Annotated in this window: 21 protein-coding genes and 1 tRNA gene; 15 read left to right on the top strand and 7 right to left on the bottom strand. The window is 68.6% G+C overall.

Annotated elements, in window-relative coordinates; all coding sequences use genetic code 11:
- Nucleotide 1 precedes the first annotated feature (1 nt).
- From nosZ to BLQ03_RS04065, 12 genes are all read left to right on the top strand, one after another.
- On the top strand, nucleotides 2-1,951 hold the full coding sequence (nosZ, locus tag BLQ03_RS04120) for a TAT-dependent nitrous-oxide reductase (protein ID WP_090753257.1): 1,950 nt from the start codon (nucleotides 2-4) through the stop codon (nucleotides 1,949-1,951).
- Nucleotides 1,948-3,285 (top strand): nitrous oxide reductase family maturation protein NosD, encoded by a 1,338-nt coding sequence (locus BLQ03_RS04115; RefSeq protein ID WP_090753255.1) that lies wholly within the window; start codon nucleotides 1,948-1,950, stop codon nucleotides 3,283-3,285. Before nosZ ends, BLQ03_RS04115 begins: the two co-directional genes overlap by 4 nt.
- Entirely contained in the window at nucleotides 3,282-4,154 is an 873-nt protein-coding gene (locus BLQ03_RS04110; protein WP_090753252.1) for an ABC transporter ATP-binding protein, read from the top strand. The genes BLQ03_RS04115 and BLQ03_RS04110 overlap by 4 nt, the downstream gene beginning before the upstream one ends.
- The gene (locus tag BLQ03_RS04105; protein WP_245688675.1) at nucleotides 4,151-5,029 is read left to right on the top strand and encodes an ABC transporter permease; all 879 of its coding nucleotides are present in this window, start codon (nucleotides 4,151-4,153) and stop codon (nucleotides 5,027-5,029) included. The genes BLQ03_RS04110 and BLQ03_RS04105 overlap by 4 nt, the downstream gene beginning before the upstream one ends.
- The gene (locus tag BLQ03_RS04100; protein ID WP_090753250.1) at nucleotides 5,029-5,577 is read left to right on the top strand and encodes a nitrous oxide reductase accessory protein NosL; all 549 of its coding nucleotides are present in this window, start codon (nucleotides 5,029-5,031) and stop codon (nucleotides 5,575-5,577) included. Before BLQ03_RS04105 ends, BLQ03_RS04100 begins: the two co-directional genes overlap by 1 nt.
- On the top strand, nucleotides 5,564-6,493 hold the full coding sequence (locus tag BLQ03_RS04095; RefSeq protein WP_090753248.1) for an FAD:protein FMN transferase: 930 nt from the start codon (nucleotides 5,564-5,566) through the stop codon (nucleotides 6,491-6,493). The genes BLQ03_RS04100 and BLQ03_RS04095 overlap by 14 nt, the downstream gene beginning before the upstream one ends.
- A 7-nt stretch (nucleotides 6,494-6,500) precedes the next feature.
- Nucleotides 6,501-7,775, top strand: coding sequence for a hypothetical protein (locus BLQ03_RS04090; RefSeq protein ID WP_090753246.1), 1,275 nt, complete (start codon nucleotides 6,501-6,503; stop codon nucleotides 7,773-7,775).
- 17 nt (nucleotides 7,776-7,792) lie between these two features.
- Entirely contained in the window at nucleotides 7,793-8,296 is a 504-nt protein-coding gene (locus BLQ03_RS04085) for a DUF2249 domain-containing protein (protein WP_090753244.1), read from the top strand.
- Nucleotides 8,289-8,567 carry a metal-sulfur cluster assembly factor gene (locus BLQ03_RS04080; RefSeq protein WP_090753242.1) on the top strand — a complete coding sequence of 93 codons (279 nt, stop codon included), beginning with the start codon at nucleotides 8,289-8,291 and terminating at the stop codon, nucleotides 8,565-8,567. Before BLQ03_RS04085 ends, BLQ03_RS04080 begins: the two co-directional genes overlap by 8 nt.
- A gap of 75 nt (nucleotides 8,568-8,642) precedes the next feature.
- Entirely contained in the window at nucleotides 8,643-9,338 is a 696-nt protein-coding gene (locus BLQ03_RS04075; RefSeq protein WP_090753240.1) for a Crp/Fnr family transcriptional regulator, read from the top strand.
- Between the two features lie 85 nt (nucleotides 9,339-9,423).
- A complete protein-coding gene (locus BLQ03_RS04070; RefSeq protein ID WP_090753238.1) occupies nucleotides 9,424-9,858 on the top strand; it encodes a pseudoazurin in 435 nt (144 codons plus the stop codon).
- 71 nt (nucleotides 9,859-9,929) lie between these two features.
- The gene (locus BLQ03_RS04065; RefSeq protein ID WP_090753236.1) at nucleotides 9,930-11,123 is read left to right on the top strand and encodes an NnrS family protein; all 1,194 of its coding nucleotides are present in this window, start codon (nucleotides 9,930-9,932) and stop codon (nucleotides 11,121-11,123) included.
- On the opposite strand, the gene pqqE is transcribed toward BLQ03_RS04065, so the two are convergent.
- The 7 genes from pqqE to rpsB form a co-directional block, all read right to left on the bottom strand.
- Nucleotides 11,120-12,250 (bottom strand): pyrroloquinoline quinone biosynthesis protein PqqE, encoded by a 1,131-nt coding sequence (gene pqqE, locus BLQ03_RS04060; protein ID WP_090753234.1) that lies wholly within the window; start codon nucleotides 12,248-12,250, stop codon nucleotides 11,120-11,122. The two genes, BLQ03_RS04065 and pqqE, sit on opposite strands and share 4 nt — an antisense overlap.
- Complete coding sequence (gene pqqD / locus BLQ03_RS04055; RefSeq protein ID WP_090753232.1) at nucleotides 12,247-12,519, bottom strand: pyrroloquinoline quinone biosynthesis peptide chaperone PqqD; 273 nt, start codon at nucleotides 12,517-12,519, stop codon at nucleotides 12,247-12,249. The genes pqqE and pqqD overlap by 4 nt, the downstream gene beginning before the upstream one ends.
- Complete coding sequence (gene pqqC / locus BLQ03_RS04050) at nucleotides 12,516-13,271, bottom strand: pyrroloquinoline-quinone synthase PqqC (RefSeq protein WP_090753230.1); 756 nt, start codon at nucleotides 13,269-13,271, stop codon at nucleotides 12,516-12,518. Before pqqC ends, pqqD begins: the two co-directional genes overlap by 4 nt.
- Nucleotides 13,268-14,149 (bottom strand): pyrroloquinoline quinone biosynthesis protein PqqB, encoded by an 882-nt coding sequence (gene pqqB, locus BLQ03_RS04045; protein WP_090753228.1) that lies wholly within the window; start codon nucleotides 14,147-14,149, stop codon nucleotides 13,268-13,270. The genes pqqC and pqqB overlap by 4 nt, the downstream gene beginning before the upstream one ends.
- Nucleotides 14,150-14,161: 12 nt before the next feature.
- Nucleotides 14,162-14,263, bottom strand: a complete 102-nt coding sequence (gene pqqA, locus BLQ03_RS04040; protein ID WP_090753227.1) for a pyrroloquinoline quinone precursor peptide PqqA — start codon at nucleotides 14,261-14,263, stop codon at nucleotides 14,162-14,164.
- 165 nt (nucleotides 14,264-14,428) lie between these two features.
- Entirely contained in the window at nucleotides 14,429-15,316 is an 888-nt protein-coding gene (tsf, locus tag BLQ03_RS04035) for a translation elongation factor Ts (RefSeq protein ID WP_090753224.1), read from the bottom strand.
- Between the two features lie 77 nt (nucleotides 15,317-15,393).
- A complete protein-coding gene (gene rpsB / locus BLQ03_RS04030; protein ID WP_175558767.1) occupies nucleotides 15,394-16,191 on the bottom strand; it encodes a 30S ribosomal protein S2 in 798 nt (265 codons plus the stop codon).
- Between the two features lie 209 nt (nucleotides 16,192-16,400).
- Here rpsB and BLQ03_RS04025 point away from each other — a divergent pair.
- From BLQ03_RS04025 to typA, 3 genes are all read left to right on the top strand, one after another.
- Nucleotides 16,401-16,477, top strand: a tRNA-Arg gene (locus BLQ03_RS04025).
- A 245-nt stretch (nucleotides 16,478-16,722) separates the two neighbouring features.
- A complete protein-coding gene (locus BLQ03_RS04020; protein ID WP_090753219.1) occupies nucleotides 16,723-17,859 on the top strand; it encodes a F0F1 ATP synthase subunit B in 1,137 nt (378 codons plus the stop codon).
- A gap of 125 nt (nucleotides 17,860-17,984) precedes the next feature.
- Nucleotides 17,985-19,805, top strand: a complete 1,821-nt coding sequence (gene typA / locus BLQ03_RS04015) for a translational GTPase TypA (protein WP_090753216.1) — start codon at nucleotides 17,985-17,987, stop codon at nucleotides 19,803-19,805.
- The last annotated feature ends 50 nt before the right edge of the window (nucleotides 19,806-19,855 follow it).

The following is a 19,855-nucleotide window of genomic DNA, read 5'->3' as shown; positions in this document are numbered from 1 at the left end:
GATGACCGAAGAAACCAGAACGGGGCTGAACCGCCGCCAACTGCTGGGCAGCACGATGGCGCTGGCCGCAGGCGCGGGCACCGTGGCGCCGCGCGCCCTGCTGGGCGCAGGTGCGGGGCTTGTCGCGGGCGGCATCGCCACCCAGGCCGCCGCGCAGGGCGAGGCCGGCGGCCAGCCCTATCACGTGGGCCCGGGCGAGCTTGACGAATACTACGTCTTCCTGTCCGGCGGCCATTCGGGCGAGGTCCGCGTCGTCGGCGCGCCCTCGATGCGCGAACTGATCCGCATCCCCGTCTTCAACCGCGAAAGCGCCACCGGCTGGGGCCAGACCAACGAGTCGCGCAAGATCCTGACCGACGGCCTGACGCCCGAAACCCGCGCCTATCTCGAGGACAAGGGCGGCATCTACCTGAACGGCGACGCCCACCACCCGCATCCGTCCTTCACCGACGGGACCTATGACGGGCGCTATCTCTTCATCAACGACAAGGCCAACACCCGCGTCGCCCGCATCCGGCTGGACGTGATGAAGACCGACAAGATCATCCAGTTGCCGAACCAGCACACGGTCCACGGGCTGCGCGTGCAGAAATACCCGCGCACCGGCTATGTCTTCGCCAATGGCGAGGACGGGGTGCCGCTGCAGAACGACGGCTCGGTGCTGGACGATCCGTCGCAGTACTATTCGATCTTCTCGGCCATCGACGGCGACACGATGGAGGTCGCCTGGCAAATCATCGTGGACGGCAACCTCGACAACGTGGACGCCGACTATCAGGGCAAGTACGCCTTCGCGACCTGCTACAACTCGGAGAAGGGCGTGACCCTGCCCGAGATGATGGAAAAGGAGCAGGACTGGCTGACCATCTTCAACCTCAAGGCCATCGAAGATGCGGTGGCTGCGGGCGAAGGCCAGATGCTGAACGGCGTGCGCGTGCTGGACGGGCGGGGCGAGAACAACAAGCTGACCCGCTACATCCCCGTCTCGAACGGGCCGCACGGGATCAACACGGCGCCCGACGGCATCCACATCGTGGCAAACGGCAAGCTGGCCCCGACCGTGACCGTCTTCGACGTGCGCCGCTTCGACGACCTGTTCGCGGGCAAGATCAGCGGGCGCGACTGCGTGGTGGCGGAACCCGAACTGGGCCTCGGCCCGCTGCACACCGCCTATGACGGGCGCGGCAACGCCTATACCACGCTGTTCATCGACAGCCAGGTCTGCAAGTGGAACATCGAGGACGCGATCCGCGCCTACAACGGCGAGCAGGTGGACCCCATCCGGCAGAAGCTGGACGTTCACTACCAGCCGGGCCACAACCACACCTCGATGGGCCAGACCAAGGAGGCGGATGGCAAGTGGCTCATTTCGCTCAACAAGTTCTCGAAGGACCGCTTCCTGAACGTGGGCCCGCTGAAGCCGGAATGCGACCAGCTGATCGACATCTCGGGCGACGAGATGCGGATCGTCCACGACAACCCGACCTTTGCCGAACCCCATGACGCGACCATCGTCCATGCGTCGAAGATCAACCCCGTCCATGTCTGGGACCGCAACGACCCCTTCTTCGCGGATGCGGTAAAGCAGGCCGAGGCGGATGGCATCGACCTGACCATGGACAGCGAGGTGATCCGCGACGCGGCCGACCCGAGCAAGGTCCGCGTCTACATGACCTCGTCCGCGCCGGCCTTCGGGCTGGACAGCTTCAACGTCCGGCAGGGCGACGAGGTGACGGTCTACATCACCAACATCGACGAGATCGAGGACCTCACCCACGGCTTCTCGATCGTGAACTACGGCATCAACTTCGAGGTGGCGCCGCAGGCCACGGCCTCGGTGACGTTCAAGGCCGACCGGCCCGGCGTCTACTGGTACTACTGCTCGTGGTTCTGCCATGCGATGCACATGGAGATGAAGGGCCGCATGCTGGTGGAGCCTGCCTCGGCATGACCCGCTTGTCCCCCCTTGCCCTGATGCTGACGGCCGCGGTCCTCTGGGCCGCCCCGCTGGCAGCCGCCACCTGGCGGCCCGGCTCGGACGCCGAACTGGCGGACGCGCTGGCCGGGGCGGCGGCGGGCGACGAAATCATCCTGCGAGAGGGCCGGTGGTCCGGCCCCCTCGTTCTCGACAAGCCGCTGGTCCTGAAGGGAGAGCCCGGCGCGGTGGTGGATGGTGGCCATGCAGGCCATGTCATCGAGGTCGATGCCCCCGACAGCACCGTCACGGGGCTGGAGATCACCCGTTCCGGCGCCGACCTCGACCGGATGGATTCCGGCGTCTTCCTGACGAAGAAGGCCACGCGGGCGCGGGTCGAGGGCAACCGCCTGACCGACAACCTGCATGGCATCCGCGTGCAGGGCGCAAAGGACTCGCTGGTCGCGCGCAACACCATCGTGGGGCGGTTGGGGCGGCAGGCCGAGCTTGGCAATGGCGTCACCGTCTGGAACGCCCCCGGCGCGGTGATCGAGGAAAACGACATCACCCAGGGGCGCGACGGCATCTTCGTCACGGTGTCCAAGAAGAACGTCTTCCGTGCCAACCGGATGCGGAACACCCGCTTCGCCATCCACTACATGAACACCTCGGACAGCGAGGTGATCGACAACGACTCGCGCGACAACAGCATGGGCTACGCGATCATGTTCTCGGACCGGCTGCGCGTGACCGGCAACCGCAGCGAGAACGACCGCGATTACGGCTTCCTGTTCAACTCGGCCAACCGCTCGGTCCTGACCGGCAACACGGTGATCGGCCATCCCGCCTCGCCCGACCGGTGGCGCGACATGGGACAGTCGAGCGAGGAAGGCGTGCCCGCCGCGGAACCCGGCAGCGACCATGTCGCGCCGCAGAAATGCGTCTTCATCTACAACGCCAACAAGAACAGGTTCACCGGCAACCGCTTTCAGGGTTGCGGCACCGGCATCCACTTCACTGCCGGGGCCGAGGGCAACAAGGTCTCGCGCAATGACTTCGTGAACAACCGGGTGCAGGTGAAATACGTGGGCACCCGGACCCTCGAATGGTCCGAGGATGGCGTGGGCAACTACTGGTCCGACAATGCGGCCTTCGACCTGGACGGCGACGGGCTGGCGGATTCGGTCTACCGCCCGAACGACATGGTGGACAAGGTGATGTGGACGGCCCCGCAGGCGCGGATGCTGCTGACCAGCCCCGCCGTGCAGATCATCCGCTTCGCGCAAAGCCGCTTTCCCGCCGTGCTGCCGGGGGGTGTCACCGACAGCGCGCCCCTGATGTTCCCCAACTCCGAAAGGCCGCTGCCATGAGCGATGCAACCGTGATCCTCGACGGCGTCCGCAAGTCCTATGGCGGGCGCGAGGTGGTCCACGATCTCAGCTACCGGCTGTCGCCGGGCGAGGTGGTGGCGCTGGTCGGCCATAATGGCGCGGGAAAAACCACGCAGATCAAGATGATGTTGGGCCTTGTCCGCCCCGACGGAGGGCTGCTGCAGGTGCTGGGCGCCGATCCCGCGCAGGGCCGCCATGCCCGGCAGGCCTTGGGCTACCTGCCCGAAAGCGTCCAGTTCCATCCCAGCTTCACCGCCCGCGAGACGCTGGCTTTCTATGCCCGCCTCAAGGGCCTGCCCGCGCAGGGCCATGACGCGCTGTTTGCCCGCGTGGGGCTGGCCGATGCCGCCGACCGGCCGGTGCGCGGCTATTCCAAGGGGATGCGGCAGCGGCTGGGCCTCGCACAGGCTATCCTGGGCCAGCCGCGCCTGCTTTTGCTGGACGAGCCGACCTCGGGCCTCGACCCCGCGCTCAGGCGCGAGCTTTACGGGATCGTCGCCGACCTCGCCCGCGAGGGCGCGACGGTCCTTCTGTCCTCGCACGCGCTGACCGAACTGGAAGGTGAGGCGGGTCGCGTCCTCGTGATGAACCGCGGCCGCCTGATCGCCGACGGCACGATGGAGGAGTTGCGCCGGCTGGCCGGGTTGCCCTCGGTCCTGCGTTTCCGCAGCGAGGCCGCGCCGCGAGCGGGCACCCGCATCGGCGATCACTGGCAAGTCGAACTGTCCGAGTCCGAGAAATCCGCCGCCCTGCGCGCCGCGCTTGACGCAGGCGCGCGCGACATCACGCTGGAAGACCCCAGCCTCGACGACATCTACGCGCATTTCCTGCGCCGGGAGGCCGCATGACCACCGAGACCACATCCTTCGCCCTGCCCGCTGCGACACGCCGCCCTACCATGCCGACCTCGCCCGTCCTGACCATCGCCCGACGCGAACTCGCCGAAGGCCTCCGCAATCGGTGGGTCGTGTCCACCACCGTCCTGCTGGCGGCGCTGGCCTCAGCCATCGCGGCGCTGGGATCGGCGCCGACCGGCTCGACCTCGACGGGGGCGCTTGACGTTGTCGTCGTGGGGCTTGCCAGCCTGACCATCTTCCTTGTGCCGCTGATCGCGCTGCTGATCTCGCACAACGCCATCACGCGTGAGGCCGAGGGCGGCACGCTGCTGCTGCTGCTCAGCCACCCGCTGTCGCGCTGGCAGGTGATCGCGGGCAAGTTCCTGGGCCAGCTTGGCATCATGGCTTTCGCCACGGTCATCGGCTTCACCTTCGCCGCCGGCTTCGTCGTCTGGCAGCACGGGACCGAGGGCTGGCAGGCCTTCGGCGCCATGACCGGGGCCTCGATCCTGCTGGGCGCGGTGTTCCTGTCGCTTGGGCTGCTGGCCTCGGCCTCGGTTCAGGAAAGCTCGACCGCCGCCGGCATTTCCATCGGCCTGTGGCTGCTGTTCGTGGCGATCTACGACATGGCGCTGCTGGCGGTGCTGGTGGCCCAAGGGGGCCATGCGATCCCCGGCTGGACCATGGACCTGGCACTGGTGCTGAACCCGACCGACGCCTACCGGCTGCTGACCTTGGGCGAGGGCTCGTCGGCGATGCTGTCGGGCATGGGCGGGGTCTTCGACAACTCGGCCCTGACCCCCGGCATCCTGGTCGGCGCGCTGGTGCTGTGGTGCGCCCTGCCGCTTGGCCTTGCGATGGCCGTCTTTTCGCGAAGGAACCTCTGATGAAACGCCTTGCCCTTGCCGCGCTTCTGGCCCTCTCGCTGGCTGGCTGCCGCGAGGAGACCGTGGCCTCGGCCCCGCCGGTGACGCTGACGGCGGACGCGGTCGGCCGCTACTGCGGCATGAACCTGTCCGAGCACGAGGGCCCCAAGGGGCAGGTGATCCTGGCCGAGGGGCACGATCCCTTCTGGTTCTCCTCGGCCCGCGACACGCTGGCCTTCACCATGATGCCGGACGAGCCCAAGGACTATGCCGCCGTCTATGTCTCGGACATGGGCCGCGCGGCAAGCTGGGCCGAGCCGGGCGCCGACAACTGGGTCGAGGCGCGGCAGGCCTTCTATGTCGAGGGATCGGAGGCGCGGGGCGGCATGGGCGGGTCCGAGATCGTGCCCTTTTCCACCCGCGAGGCCGCCGAGGCCTTTGCCGCCGAGCAGGGCGGCACGGTCCTAGCCTATGCCGAGCTGACGCCCGAGCAGGTTCTGGGCGGCGGCGACGAGAACGGCGACGCGCCGATGGACGATCCCGAGGAGCAGGCCCATGCCGCGCATTGACCGCCGCCGGTTCATCACCATCGCCGCCGCCATGGGCGTGGCGCTGGCCGGGCGCCCTGTCCTCGCCGCGCCGCAGCCTGTCACATGGCGCGGTCAGGCGATGGGGGCCGAGGCCACGCTGATCCTGAGCCATCCCGATCCTGCCCGCGCCGCCGCCATCCTGCGACGGGTGGAAGCCGAGCTGCGGCGGCTGGAAGGCATCTTCACGCTTTACCGCGCCGAGTCCGAGCTGTCGCAACTGAACCGGACAGGCGCGCTGGCTGCCCCCTCGCCCGAACTGGTCGAGGCGCTGCGGCTGGCGCAAACCGCGCATGAGGCGACGGGCGGGCGCTTCGATCCGACCATCCAGCCGCTGTGGCGCGCTTACGCGACGGGCGCGGATGCAGCGGCCCTGACTCGCGCACGCAGCCTGGTCGGCTTCCATCGCATCACCATGGGCGGCGACCGCGTCGTTTTGCCGCGCGGGATGGAACTGACGCTGAACGGCATCGCGCAGGGCTACATTTCCGACCGCATTGCCGCGATGCTGCGGGCGGAAGGCGCGGTGAACACGCTGGTGAACATGGGCGAGATCAGCGCCATAGGCGGCCGCAGCGCCGCAGCCCCCTGGCGGGTCGGCCTGTCGGGCGGCGGAGAGGTCGAGCTTGCCGACCGCGCGCTGGCCGTGACCGAGCCCTCGGGCTTCACCTTCGACGCCGAAGGCCACTTGCCCCACCTCATCGATCCCGCCTCGGGCGCCCCTCGGGCCGAGTGGCGGCGGGTCGCCGTGATCGCGTCTCAGGCGGGGCTGGCCGATGCCCTGTCCACGGGTCTGGCCCTCGCCCCGGCACCCGTGATCGGTAAGGCCGTCGGCACCCTGCCTGGCATCCAGGTCCGCGCGCTGGACGCGCAGGGCCGCGAGAGCCTGTTCGGCTGAGGCCACCATGTCGGGCGAGATCCACATGGCCCGCTGGACGCCCGCCTGGTTCGCAGCGGGTCTCGGAATGCTGTTCCTGGCGCTTGCCCTGATGGCCACGGGCCACGGCGCCCCCTTCGCCGCCTGGGAAGCCGGCGAGAGCCGCGCCATCCTGCATCTGCTGGCCGTGGGGTGGATCGGGACGCTGATGATCGGCGCCTCGCTGCAGTTCGTGCCGGTGCTGACCGCAGTCCCCTTGGCGCTGGACTGGCTGTCGCCCTTGGCACTGGGCTTTTGGAGCGGCGGCGCCCTGTCGCTGGCGCTGGGCTTCTGGAAGGCCCAGCCCGGCCCCTTCACGCTGGCTGCGGTGCTGCTGGCAATGGCGGCGGCCATGGCGCTGGCGATGCTGGCGCCCTGCGTGGCCCATGCGCTTGCCCGCCTGCCGCTGTCCCGCCTACTGGCGCTGTCTCTGGCAGGCATGGCCGCGGCGGTGGCGCTAGGCGTGGCCTTCGCCCTGGCGCGCGCAGGAGTCGTCCCGCTGGCGCCCGGCCCTGCGCTGCGCCTGCTGCACGGCTTTCTCGGGCTGGGGTTGTGGTTCACGCTTGGCGCAATGGCGGTATCGTTCCAGTTCCTTGCCATGTTCGGCCTTGCCCCTCAGCCCTCGCGCCGAAGCCTTGCGGCGCCGGGGGCGCTTGCAGCCATCGCAACGCTGGCCGCCCTTGCCTTGCCTGCGGTCGGGCCGTGGCCCATGCTGGGCGCCGCCGTCGCGGCGGTGGGGCAGTATCTTGGAACGGGCGCGCGCATGAACAGGCAGCGCAAGCTGAAGAAGCCCGACGTGTCGCTGCGCGGCGGCCTGTGGGCTGCGGTCACGCTCGGACCTGCGGCGATGGTGCTGGTCGCGGCCGCGCTTGCCGGATCGCAGGCGCTGGCGGTGGCGGGCGGCGCGCTTCTGCTGCTGGGCTGGCTGTCGGGGCTGACGCTGGCCTTCATTCCGAAGATCATCGGCTTCCTGACCTGGATGGAGGTTTTCGGTCCCCGCATGGGCCTCGGCCCAGTTCCGCCCACGGCCGCCCTGACCGACGCCCGTCGCATCGCGCTTGGGCTTTCCCTCTGGGCCATGGGAACTGCGGTCCTTGCCGCCTCGCTTGCGCTTGGCCTTTCCGTACCCGCTCAAGGCGCCACGATCCTGCTGCTGGCAGGCGCGGGCGTGATCGCGCGGGAAACCCTGGCCGTGCGGCGCCTGGCGCATCTGCCGCCCGACCCCTTGTCCATCCCGCCCCGCATCCTGCAGATCACCCCATGACCCGACCGGAGGACCAGATGAGCACGATCGTCACCCTGGACGTGCGCGCGATGCTCGCCTCGGGGCAAGAGCCCTTCTCGGCCATCATGCAGGCCGCCGACGCGCTCGGGCCCGACCAGACGCTGCGCCTGATCGCGCCCTTCCGGCCCGTGCCGCTGATCGGCGTCATGCGCCAGCGCGGCTTTTCCTTTGCCGAGCATCCGCTTGGCGGCGACGTCTGGCAGGTCGATTTCAGCCCGCCCCCCGGCGCGCTGTCGGCGGGCAGTTCGCTCGAGGCGGCAGACTGGCCGGCGCCCTCGCAGCTTCTGGACCTGACGGGGCTCGAGCCGCCCGAGCCGATGACCCGGATCCTTGCCGCACTTGAGGCGGCGCAGCCCGGCGAGGTGGTCTTCGCCCTTCTGGACCGGGAGCCACTGTTCCTGCTGCCTCAGCTCAAGGCGCGCGGTCACGCCTGGGTCGGCAACCACGCCGCCGATGCCAGCGGTTATCGGCTGCTGGTGCGGAGGGGGGCCAATGCCTGAAACGCTGCGGCGCGCCGTGTCTGTGGCGCTGGAATCCGTCATGGACCCTGAAACCGGCCTCAGCCTGCCCGCGATGGGCCTGATCTACGACACGCAAATCAGGGGAGCCGAGGTCGAGGTCACGATGACCACCACGACGCGCGGCTGTCCTTTGACCGGGCTGCTGTCCACCGGCGTCGAACACGCGCTGCTCTCGGTGCCCGGCATTCGGACCGCGCGGGTCAACCTGACCTGGGACCCGCCCTGGGACGTGTCGCGGATGCGCGCCTGAGCCACGGTTACTTTTCCTTTTCGTGCGGGCTAAAAGGGGCGCGTCAGTTCCCAGCGGCGAGGCTGCGGCCCTTCCATGCCCAATGACCAGACCAGCGACCTCGGCGCGTTCGAGGGCCTCAGCCCCGAAGAGGTCCGCACGATCCTGTCGGGCACCAGCACCGTCCGGCTGGCGCCCGGCGATCTGCTGTTCCTGCAGGGCGACCCGGCCGACCGCTTCTTCCTGCTCAAGCAGGGCTGGCTGAAGGTCACGCAGGTCACGGCCGACGGCCAGAAGCTGATCGTCCGCATAGTTCACCCAGGCGAGTTCTTCGGCTTCGCCCCGGCGCTGCAGCGCGACGAGTATCCCGGCAGCTGCGAGGCCATCGTGGACAGCGTGGCGCTGGTCTGGCCGCGCAACCGCTGGAAGGCCGTCCTGGGAGCCGCCCCCTCGGTCACGCTGTCGATCGTGCAGGCGATCGGGCGCAAGCTGGACGAGGCCCATGTCCGCCTGCGCGAGATGACGACCGAGGAAGCCGCCCGCCGGGTCGCGAACCTGCTGCTGCGGCTCTGGTCCGAGGCGGGCGAGAGTGCCCTGGACACCGACGGCGGGATCGAGCTGCCCTATCCCCTGACCCGCCAGGACATCGCCGACATGAGCGGCAATACCCTGCACACCGTGTCCCGCATCATGGCCGCCTGGGAAACGCAGGGCGTTCTGGGACGCGGCCGGCGCAAGGTCGTGATCGCCGACCTGGATGCGCTGAAGCAGCTTGCAGGATTCGACGACTAGTTTGCGGCAGCGCAATCAAGGGCCGACCTCAAAGGCCTATGGTCCTTCGCAACGGGTGATTCCCCGTATGAAGGAGACAAGACGAATGAAACGTTCCATTCCCGTCGCGCTGGCGCTGGCTTTGTTCGCCGCTCCGGTCATGGCTGCCGACCACCGCGTCGAGATGCTGAACAAGGGCGAGGACGGTCCGATGGTCTTCCAGCCCGCCTTCGTGCAGGCCGAGGTCGGTGACACCATCACCTTCGTGCCCACGGACAAGAGCCATGACGTCGCCTCGATCAAGGGCATGCTGCCCGAGGGGGTCGAGGAGTTCAAATCCAAGGTGAACGAGGAATATGTCCTGACCGTCAGCGAGCCCGGCCTTTATGGCGTCCGCTGCACGCCCCACACTCCCATGGGGATGGTCGCGCTGATCCAGGCTGGCGGCGATGCTTCGAACTATGACGCGCTGACCGAAGGCAAGCTGCCCAAGCGCGCCCGCGAGCGGCTGGACGCGCAGTTGGCCAAGGTCACGCGCTGAGCCCTTTCGGTGGAATGCAGGAGCGGCCCTTCGGGGTCGCTTTCGCGTCTTTGCAGGGCAGGTTGACGGCAATGGCAAGCGCACCCAGGCGTCCTTCGGGCGGCATCCCTCGCGGGCTGGCGCAGGGCGGGCCGGTGCTGTTGTCCTACGGCTTCCGGCCCTTTTTCCTGGGCGCTGGGATATGGGCCGTCGCGGCGATGGCGCTGTGGATCTGGGCGCTGTCAGGCGGACCGCAGCCGGGCGGAGCCTACGGCGCCGCGAACTGGCACATGCACGAGATGCTGTTCGGATTCGCCTCGGCCGGGCTGGCAGGGTTCCTTATGACGGCGGTGCCGAACTGGACAGGGCGGATGCCGGTGTCCGGGGCGCCTCTGGCGGCACTGGCCGCACTGTGGCTGGCCGGGCGGCTGATGCTGGCCGTTCCGCTGGATGCATTATGGCTGGCGCTCGCCGTCGAGGCGCTGTTCCTGCCGGTCATGGCAGCGGTGTTCCTGACCCAGATCGTCGCGGGCCGGAAATGGCGTGACCTCAAGGTCGTGGCGCTGATGGCGCTGATCGCCTTGACCAACTTCGGCTTTCACGCAGCGGTCCTTGGCGGAGGCGACCCGAGGCTTGCCGCTCGCGCAGCTGTCGCAGGGTTTGTGGTCCTGATCCTGATCGTCGGCGGGCGGATCACGCCCAGCTTCACCCGCAACTGGCTGGCGAAGAACCGGCGCAAGGCGCGGCCGACCCAGGCAGGCCGCCTGGATGCAATGACAGTGGCGCTGTCCTCGGCGGTGCTGACGCTGTGGGTGGTCCGGCCCGACAGCGTGGCGGTCGGCTTGGGCGGGCTTGCGGCGGCGGCGCTGAACCTGCTGCGGCTGGCGCGCTGGCAGGGCTGGCGCGTCGCCGAGCCGATGGTGCTGGCGCTGCACGGGGGCTACCTGATGGTCGCCCTCGGCTTCGCGGCCATTGCCGCTGCCGCCCTCGGCGGGATGAGCCATGCCGCAGCCCTGCATGTCTTCGCCATCGGCGGGATCGGCGGCGAGATGCTGGCCGTGATGACCCGCGCCAGCCGCAGCCATACGGGCGCGGACACCGACGCCGACCTGCTCGCGATCCTCAGCTTCGTCGCCATCATCCTCGCCGCCGTGGCGAGAGCGGCGGCGGATTTCATGGCTTACGATGCCCTTGTCATGGTGGCAGGGCTGTCATGGCTCGCGGCCTTCGGGCTTTTCACCCTTGGCCACGCCCATCTGTTGGCTGCGACCCGCCGGATGCGCTAGCGCGGCATCCGGCGATATTCGAAGGGTGGTGGCGCCACGCTGGTTTCCGCCGCGATCAGCGCATCCAGCGCCGCGCGGTGGGGAGAGCGGCGGCAGACCGGATCGGTCGCCCGTGCGTCCCCGGCGATTGCCATCGCCTGACAGCGGCAGCCGCCATAGTCGATGTCGCGCCGGTCGCAGGCTTGGCACAGTTCGGGCATCCAGTCGGTGCCGCGGAAGGCATTGAAGGCCGGGCCACCGTTCCAGATCTCGGCCAGCGGAGTCGTCAGGACGTTCTGGAACTGAAGCCCCGGAATGATCTCGGCCGCGTGACAGGGCAGCACCTTGCCATCGGGGGCGATGTTCAGCCCGGTCGAGCCCCAGCCGTTCATGCAGGCCTTGGGGAAGTCGGCGAAGTAATCCGGCGGCACGAAGTCGATGGCGAGCCTGCCGGCATAATCCACCCGCGCCTGCGCGACGGTGCGCTTGGCTTCCTCGACCTGCTCGCGCGTGGGCTGCAGGGCGGCGCGGTTCCGCAGAGCCCAGCCCTGGAACTGCACGCAGGCGATCTCGATCCGCCGGGCACCGAGCTGGTGCGCCAGCGCAATGGTGGCGGCCAGGTCGCCGAGGTTGTGGCGGTGCATCACCGCGTTGATCGTCAGCGGAAAGCCGATCCGGGCGATTTCGGCGGCAACCATCATCTTGCGGTCGAAGCCGCCCTTGTAGCCGCCGACATGATCCGCGATCCCGGCGTTCACCCCCTGCACCGACAGTTGCACGTGGTCGAGCCCGGCCGCATCCAGTTCGTCCAGCCGCCTGCCCGTCAGCCCGATCCCCGAGGTGATGAGGTTCGTGTAAAGTCCCGCCTGCCGCGCCGCCGCGACGATCTGGACGAGGTCGGGACGTGAGGCCGGCTCTCCACCCGAGAGATGCAGTTGCAGCACACCGAGGTCGGCGGCCTGCCGGAAGACCTCGGCCCATTGCTCGGTCGTCAGCTCGCCTTCGCGCCGCGTCAATTCCAGCGGGTTCGAGCAATAGGGGCAGGCCAGCGGGCAGCGGTGGGTCAGTTCGGCGAGCATCGCCAGCGGAGGCTCGGGCCGGGGCCTGACCGGCTGAACAGGGATGGGAGTGGGATGCACCACGGTCATGTCGCCTCCACCAGCCGGCGCGCGGCCATGTCGTCGAGGAACTCGATCACGTCGGCCTCGATCATCTCGACCGGCGCGGCATAGCGTTCCGCAAGGGCCGCGCTGATTGTGGCGATGTCGCGCGTTCCGTCAACCTCGCCCAGCACCGCCTGCCCCACCTGATCGAGGATCAGCGCGGTTTCCGGGCCCAAGAGGACCGGCACGCCGCGCACCCGATCGTGGTGCAACCGCACCCCCCGGGGCAGGAAGGGGCGGTCGGCGGGTGTCATCCCCTGCCCTCCAGCAGCCCCTCGCCGGGCTGCCAGCCGCCCGGCGGGATGCGGCCCGGCGCCACATAGGCCGAATGCAGCGCGTCGAGCTGCGCCCACAGCACATCCGTCTTGAAGGTCAGCGCGGCAGCGGCCATGTCCTGCTGCTCGCTGGTGCGGGCGTTCTCCAGCACCCAGGCAAGGCCGAAGGCCACGTCCTTGGGTGCCTCGGACAGGCGGTGCTGGAAATAGCTGATCGTCTGCGGATTGGCGAAATCGTAATGCGCCAGCAACCCGGCGATGCGCTGTTCGTGGATCGCGGGCGCGAAAAGTTCCGTCAGCGACGAGGCCACTGCCGCCAGCAGCGGCTGTTCGCGGACATAGCGCACATAGGCATCCACGGCAAAGCGGGTCGCGGGCAGGACGCAGCGCGTCGAGGCGACGTAATCGGGGTCGAGCCCCACCCCCTCGGCCAGCCGCAGCCAGCGCCAGATGCCGCCCGGCTGGTCGGCGGTGCCGTCGTGATCCTCGATCCGCGACCGCCAGGCGCACCGCAGCCGGGGGTCCTCCACGCGGCTCATGAAGGCCGCGTCCTTCATGGGGATGCGGGACTGATAGTAATAGCGGTTGATGACCCAGGCCCGCACCTGGTCGATGGTGCAGCCGCCGCCGTGCAGCAGCGCATGAAAGGGGTGCTTGTCATGATAGCGCTCGGCGCCGATGCGGCGCAGGCGGGCCTCGAAGGCCGAGCGGTCGGGCGTGGCGTCGTTCAAAGGATGATCTCCATCCCGTCACAGGCGAGTTCCCAGCCCGCCGCGTCCAGTTGGGCGCGTTCGGGCGATCCGGGTTGCAGCACGGGGTTGGTATTGTTGATATGGACGAAGATGCGGCGAGTGCCAGTCAGGCCCGCCAGCCGCGCGATGCTGCCCTCGGGACCGGACATCGCCAGATGCCCCATGCGCGCCCCGGTTTTGGCGCCCGTCCCGCTGCGGGCCATGTCATCATCGGCCCAGACGGTGCCGTCGAACAGCAGCAGGTCGGCGCCCTTGAGCCGCGCCAGCAGCTCGTCCGTCACCCGGGCGCAGCCGGGAACATAAAAGACGCGGCGGCCCAAAGCTTCGAGCATCAGGCCCACCGTCTGCTCGCCCAGCAGGGCGGTGTCGGGCGCGCCTTCCTCAAGATACAGCGCGACCTTTCCGGGGACGGCAAAGGCGGTGACGCGCAGGCCCGGCAGCGGCTCGAAGGCCTCGGCCAGCGCGATCGGGGACTTGCAGACGTGATCGGGGTTCAGCACGCGGAAGATGGGCTGGTCCAGGATCTCCAGCGTCGTGGGCGTGGCATGGACCGTGAAGGGCGTGCTTTCGCGCAGGCTCAGCAGCCCCGCGACGTGATCGACGTCGCCGTTCGTCAGCACCACGGACTTCACCGGACTGCCGCGCAAGGCGGGCGGATGCAGGCCACAGGTTTCAAGCTGCGCGCGGATGTCGGGCGAGGCGTTCAGGACCACGGCCTGCCCGCCCGAACTGACAGCGACCGAGGACTGCGTCATCGGCGCGATGCGGCCCGCGCGCGCGTCATTGCAATTCGCACAGCCGCAATTCCATTGGGGCAGCCCCCCACCGGCGGCTGCCCCAAGTATCGTGAGCTTCATTCCGAAGGCGCGTCAGAGAACGTCGCGGGCGTCGCGGTCATCCTCGGCCGGACCGTACATGTTGATTTCCATCCCGCACTTCACTTCGCGCGCCTTGGGTTTCGACCAGGTCATGCGTTGCTCCTCCTATGGCATGAGGCTGCAGGGTCGGGGCGGGACCGCCCGTTGTCAATCGCCGTGAAAAAGCCTCAGCCTTTGGTCGCAGGGTCGTTCGGGGCAACCCGCCAATGAAAAAGGCCGGCCCCGAAGGACCGGCCTTTCTGTCATGCTGAGGGAAACTCAGGCGCCCTTGAGGGTCTTGGCGACCTCGGCGGCGAAGTCTTCCTCTTTCTTCTCGATGCCCTCGCCCACGGCGACGCGGGCGTAAGCGGTCACCTCGACGCCCGCGTCCTTCGCGGCCTGGGCCACGGTGACATCGGGGTTGATGACGAACTTCTGGCCCAGCAGGGTCACTTCCTCGAAGAACTTGGACATGCGGCCCACGATCATCTTCTCGATGACGGCCTCGGGCTTGCCCGACTCGCGCGCCTGCTCGGTCAGGACGGTCTTCTCGCGCTCGACCAGCGCCGGGTCCAGGTCAGCCTCGGACAGCGAGGCGGGCGAGGTCGCGGCGATGTGCATGGCGATCTGCTTGCCGATCTCCTGCGCCTTGGCGGCGTCGCCCTTCAGCGCGACCAGAACGCCGATCTTGCCCATGTTCGGGGCAGCGGCGTTGTGGACGTAGGAAACCACGTTCTCGCCCTCGACTGTGACCAGACGGCGCAGGGTCATGTTCTCGCCGATCTTGGCGATGGCGTCGGTCAGGACCTCGCTGACGGGCTTGCCGTTCAGCTGGACCGCGGCCAGCGCTTCGGTCGAGTCAGCCGTCAGGCCAACCTGCGCGATGTCGCGGACCATGCCCTGGAAGGCTTCGTTCTTGGCGACGAAGTCGGTTTCCGAGTTCACCTCGACGGCCACGCCCTTGCCACCCTCGACGGCGACCGCGACCAGGCCTTCGGCGGCGATGCGGCCGGATTTCTTGGCGGCCTTCGCCAGGCCCTTGGTGCGCAGCCAGTCAACGGCGGCTTCCATGTCGCCCGAGGTTTCCTCGAGCGCCTTCTTGGCGTCCATCATGCCCGCGCCGGTCGATTCGCGCAGCTCTTTCACCATCGCGGCCGAGATAGCCATGTGGTTGTCTCCCTTGTCTTGGAACAGGTCAGGCGGGGCATATCCCCGCCTGATGAAGGTCTGGTGATGAAGGCCGATCAGGCGTCGGCGGCGGTCTGCTCGGCCGCGGGATCTTCCGCGTCGATGCCGTCGAGTTCCTCGACCGGGGCGTCGGTCAGCGCGCCCAGGTCAACGCCGGCGGCGCCCATCTGCGCGGTCATGCCGTCCAGCGCGGCGCGGGCGACCAGGTCGCAATACAGCGCAATCGCGCGGGCCGCGTCGTCGTTGCCCGGGATCACGTGGTCGATGCCCTTGGGCGAGCAGTTGGTGTCGACGATGGCGACCACCGGGATGCCCAGCTTGTTGGCTTCCTGGACGGCCAGGTCTTCCTTGTTCACGTCGATCACGAACAGCAGGTCCGGCAGGCCGCCCATGTCGCGGATGCCGCCGAGGCTGGCCTGCAGCTTGGCCTGCTCGCGCTCCATCCCGAGACGCTCTTTCTTGGTCAGGCCCTCGGCACCGGCCGCCATCGCCTCGTCGATCGCCTTGAGGCGCTGGATCGACTGCGAAACGGTCTTCCAGTTGGTCAGCGTGCCGCCGAGCCAGCGGTGGTTCATGTAGAACTGCGCCGATTTCTCGGCCGCATCGGCCACGGCGCGCTGCGCCTGGCGCTTGGTGCCGACGAACAGCACACGGCCGCCCTTAGCGACGGTGTCACGGATCACCTGCAGCGCGCGGTCCAGCAGCGGAACGGTCTGCGTCAGGTCGAGGATGTGGATGCCGTTGCGGTCGCCGTAGATGTATTCGGCCATCCGCGGGTTCCAGCGCTGGGTCTGGTGACCGTAGTGAACGCCAGCTTCCAAGAGCTGACGCATGGAGTATTCAGGAAGCGCCATGTCCATTCCTTTCCGGTTTGCGCCTGGGGCAAGGGATCTCAGGGGCAGCGCCCCCAACCGGTGGACCCGGACGGATTTCTCCCGTCCAAGGCCCGCCCTCGCCTGTGAAGTGCGCGCCAGATAGGGGCAAACGGCGGGAATTGCAAGCGCTCCTCTGCCCTTCATCAGGGCTTGCGAGGGGGACAGCCTTGCACTAAACGGACCCCACTGCACCCGTAGCTCAGCTGGATAGAGTGCTGCCCTCCGAAGGCAGAGGTCACAGGTTCGAATCCTGTCGGGTGCGCCAGCTTCCCCCTGAATGACAGCTTGAAATGGCAACCGCAGGCGGCCTGTGGCGTGGTGCCGGTCCGCTTCCGGGGCCTTGAACCGCCTTTCCGATCCTTGCCGCCGGAACCCTGCGCTGCCTCGCGCGGTTGGCATGACGAAGCAAGCCTCTCATGAGAAAAGGAAAGCCGTCATGAACTCGATCATCTATCTTGTCGGCCTGGTCGTCGTCGTCCTGTTCATCCTGTCGCTTCTGGGCCTGCGGTGATGGACCGGGACGAGCAGAGGATCCGGTCGGCGGCCGCGCCCGCTGCCGCCTCTGACAGATCCTATGTCGATTGGGGCGCGATCCTGGCGGGCACTGTGATCGCCGTGGCGCTGTCGGCCGTCTTTACGGCCTTCGGGGCGGCGGTCGGCCTTGGCTCGATCTCGGCGCAGCCCGGTGAAGGGCTGGGCTTCGGCTCGGTCATTCTGGCCGGGTTGTTCATCGTCGTGACAATGGTGCTGGCCTACATGGCGGGCGGCTACATCGCCGGACGGATGCGGCGGCGCGTGGACGGCGCCTCGCCCGAGGAATCGGCCGCGCGCGACGGCATCCATGGCCTTGCCGTCTGGGGCGTGGGCACGATCATCGGCTCGATCATGCTGGCGAGCGTCGTGTCCGGAACGCTGAACGCCGCGGGCTCGGCCGCCTCCACCGCAGTCGAGGCCGCAGGCTCCGCCGTGGGCGGCGTCGCGCAGGGCGCGGGCGCCGTCGCGGGCGGCGTGGTGCAGGGTGCGGGCCAGTTGGTCGGCGGCGCCGCGCAGGCACTTGGCGGTGCGGCCGCCGGGGCGGGCGCGGCGAGCGCCGCCGGTGGAGAAGGCGGTGGGGACCTGCTGTCCGGCCTGCCCAATCCCGTCGACTATGTCACCGACAACCTGCTGCGCAGCCAGGCCGCCGCGCCCGACCAGTTCTCGAACGAGAACATCCGGAGCGAGATCGGCAACATCCTGGCCAATGTCATCCGCACGGGCGAGATCACCGACCAGGACCGCGCCTATCTGGAAAGCGCCATCGCCGCGCGCACCAACCTGAGCCAGCCCGAGGTCACCGCCCGAATCGACCAGGCCGTGACATCGGCCCAGCAGTTGCGTTCCGACGCCGAGCGCGCGGTGGAGGAGGCACGCGCCGAGGCGCAGCGCCTGCGCGACGAGGCAGCGGCCCAGGCCGAGCAGCTGAAGCAGCAGGCCATCGAGGCGGCGGAAACCGCGCGCCGTGCGGGCGTCCTGTCGGCCTTTGCGCTGGCGGCCTCGGCCCTGATCGCGGCGGCCGCGGCCTTCATCGGCGCGCAGAAGGGCGGCCGGGCCCGCGACGAGGGCCGCATCTGGGGCGGGCTCACCCACCGGCCCCTGCGGCCCCGCTGAGGAACCGCCGCATGACCGGGCGGGCCGCCCCTGTGCGGCCCGTTTCCATCTTTGCCGGTTTTGCGGGTGGCGCTTGGGGGCTGGCTGGGTTAGTCGGCGCCAAAATCGAACACAGGCCTCCCGACATGGACATCCGCAACATCGCCATCATCGCCCACGTCGACCACGGCAAGACGACGCTGGTGGACCAGCTTCTCAGGCAGTCCGGCAGCTTCCGCGAAAACCAGGCCGTCGCCGAACGGGTCATGGATTCGAACGACATCGAGCGTGAGCGCGGCATCACCATCCTGGCCAAGGCCACCTCGGTCGAATGGAAGGGCACCCGCATCAACATCGTGGACACGCCCGGCCACGCCGATTTCGGTGGCGAGGTCGAGCGCATCCTGTCCATGGTGGACGGCGTCTGCCTGCTGGTGGACGCGGCCGAAGGGCCGATGCCGCAGACGAAATTCGTGACCTCGAAAGCCTTGGCGCTGGGGCTGCGTCCCATCGTTGTGCTGAACAAGGTCGACAAGCCCGCCGCCGAGCCCGACCAGACGCTGAACGAGGTCTTCGACCTTTTCGCGAACCTCGGCGCCTCGGACGAGCAACTCGACTTTCCCCACGTCTATGCCTCGGGCGTGAACGGCTGGGCGGACGAGACCATGGACGGCCCGAAGAAGGACATGAGCGCCCTCTTCGACCTGATCCTGCGCCACGTCCCCTCGCCCGCGCAGCTGGCCCGCAAGGACGAGCCCTTCCAGATGCTGGCCGTGACCCTTGGCGCCGACCCCTTCCTGGGCCGTCTGCTGACCGGCCGGGTCGAGGCGGGCACCGCGCGCGCGGGCGACACGCTGAAGGCCCTGTCGCGCGAGGGCGACCGGATCGAGCAGTTCCGTGTCTCGAAGATCCTGGCATTCCGCGGCCTGACCCAGACCGCCATCGACGAGGCGGTCGCCGGCGACATCGTGACCCTCGCGGGCATGGCCAAGGCGACCGTTGCCGATACGCTGGCCGCGCCCGAGGTGGAAACGCCCCTGCAGGCCAAGCCCATCGACCCGCCGACGATCAGCGTGACCTTCGGCATCAACGACTCGCCCCTGGCGGGCCGCGACGGCAACAAGGTGCAGTCCCGCGTCATCCGCGAGCGGCTGATGCGCGAGGCGGAAACCAACGTCGCCATCCGCGTCGAGGACACCCCCAGCGGCGAGGCCTTCGTCGTTTCGGGCCGCGGCGAACTGCAGATGGGCGTCCTGATCGAGAACATGCGCCGCGAGGGCTTCGAGCTGTCCATCAGCCGCCCCCGCGTGATCTTCCGCGAGGAGGACGGCCAGCGTCTGGAACCCATCGAGGAAGTCATCATCGATGTGGATGACGACTACACCGGCGTCGTGATCGAGAAGCTTACCGGCGACCGCAAGGGTGACCTGGTCGAGATGCGCCCGGCCGGTCACGGCAAGACCCGGATCGTCGCCCACGTCCCGTCGCGCGGCCTGATCGGCTACCAGGGCGAGTTCATGACCGACACGCGCGGCAACGGCGTGCTGAACCGCATCTTCCACGACTGGGCCCCCTACAAGGGCCCGATCCAGGGCCGCCGCCAGGGCGTGCTGATCTCGATGGAGGACGGGGTTTCCGTGGCCTACGCGCTGTGGAACCTGGAAGAGCGCGGCAAGCTGTTCATCGGCGCGCAGGAACAGGTCTACCAGGGCATGATCATCGGCGAGCACTCGCGCGATAACGACCTTGAGGTGAACCCGCTCAAGGGCAAGAAGCTGACCAACGTCCGCGCCTCGGGCACGGACGAGGCGGTGCGGCTGACGCCCCCTGTGCGGATGAGCCTGGAAGAGGCCATTGCCTATATCGACGACGACGAGCTGGTCGAGGTGACGCCCAAGATCGTGCGCCTGCGCAAGCGCTACCTGGACCCGCACGAACGCAAGCGGCAGGCTCGCGCCGACAGCTGAGTCGCCGGGTGCGTTTTCGGGAACGAAAACGCACCCCGATTCTTCTGGTA

Origin of the sequence: Paracoccus chinensis (genome assembly GCF_900102885.1) — a bacterium.
Taxonomy (GTDB): domain Bacteria; phylum Pseudomonadota; class Alphaproteobacteria; order Rhodobacterales; family Rhodobacteraceae; genus Paracoccus; species Paracoccus chinensis.
Note: the sequence above shows the minus strand (reverse complement) of the source record. Positions and strands in the feature narration are given on the sequence as shown.

Coding starts and splice junctions, on each gene's coding strand:
- BLQ03_RS04095 (WP_090753248.1), top strand. CDS start 5,564: ATGCCGCGCATTGACCGCCGCCGGTTCATCACCATCGCCGCCGCCATG.
- pqqA (WP_090753227.1), bottom strand. CDS start 14,263: ATGACCTGGTCGAAACCCAAGGCGCGCGAAGTGAAGTGCGGGATGGAA.
- nosZ (WP_090753257.1), top strand. CDS start 2: ATGACCGAAGAAACCAGAACGGGGCTGAACCGCCGCCAACTGCTGGGC.
- BLQ03_RS04075 (WP_090753240.1), top strand. CDS start 8,643: ATGCCCAATGACCAGACCAGCGACCTCGGCGCGTTCGAGGGCCTCAGC.
- BLQ03_RS04085 (WP_090753244.1), top strand. CDS start 7,793: ATGAGCACGATCGTCACCCTGGACGTGCGCGCGATGCTCGCCTCGGGG.
- BLQ03_RS04110 (WP_090753252.1), top strand. CDS start 3,282: ATGAGCGATGCAACCGTGATCCTCGACGGCGTCCGCAAGTCCTATGGC.
- pqqD (WP_090753232.1), bottom strand. CDS start 12,519: ATGACACCCGCCGACCGCCCCTTCCTGCCCCGGGGGGTGCGGTTGCAC.
- rpsB (WP_175558767.1), bottom strand. CDS start 16,191: ATGGCGCTTCCTGAATACTCCATGCGTCAGCTCTTGGAAGCTGGCGTT.
- BLQ03_RS04080 (WP_090753242.1), top strand. CDS start 8,289: ATGCCTGAAACGCTGCGGCGCGCCGTGTCTGTGGCGCTGGAATCCGTC.
- BLQ03_RS04105 (WP_245688675.1), top strand. CDS start 4,151: ATGACCACCGAGACCACATCCTTCGCCCTGCCCGCTGCGACACGCCGC.
- typA (WP_090753216.1), top strand. CDS start 17,985: ATGGACATCCGCAACATCGCCATCATCGCCCACGTCGACCACGGCAAG.
- BLQ03_RS04115 (WP_090753255.1), top strand. CDS start 1,948: ATGACCCGCTTGTCCCCCCTTGCCCTGATGCTGACGGCCGCGGTCCTC.
- BLQ03_RS04020 (WP_090753219.1), top strand. CDS start 16,723: ATGGACCGGGACGAGCAGAGGATCCGGTCGGCGGCCGCGCCCGCTGCC.
- BLQ03_RS04070 (WP_090753238.1), top strand. CDS start 9,424: ATGAAACGTTCCATTCCCGTCGCGCTGGCGCTGGCTTTGTTCGCCGCT.
- tsf (WP_090753224.1), bottom strand. CDS start 15,316: ATGGCTATCTCGGCCGCGATGGTGAAAGAGCTGCGCGAATCGACCGGC.
- BLQ03_RS04065 (WP_090753236.1), top strand. CDS start 9,930: ATGGCAAGCGCACCCAGGCGTCCTTCGGGCGGCATCCCTCGCGGGCTG.
- pqqB (WP_090753228.1), bottom strand. CDS start 14,149: ATGAAGCTCACGATACTTGGGGCAGCCGCCGGTGGGGGGCTGCCCCAA.
- pqqE (WP_090753234.1), bottom strand. CDS start 12,250: ATGACCGTGGTGCATCCCACTCCCATCCCTGTTCAGCCGGTCAGGCCC.
- BLQ03_RS04100 (WP_090753250.1), top strand. CDS start 5,029: ATGAAACGCCTTGCCCTTGCCGCGCTTCTGGCCCTCTCGCTGGCTGGC.
- BLQ03_RS04090 (WP_090753246.1), top strand. CDS start 6,501: ATGTCGGGCGAGATCCACATGGCCCGCTGGACGCCCGCCTGGTTCGCA.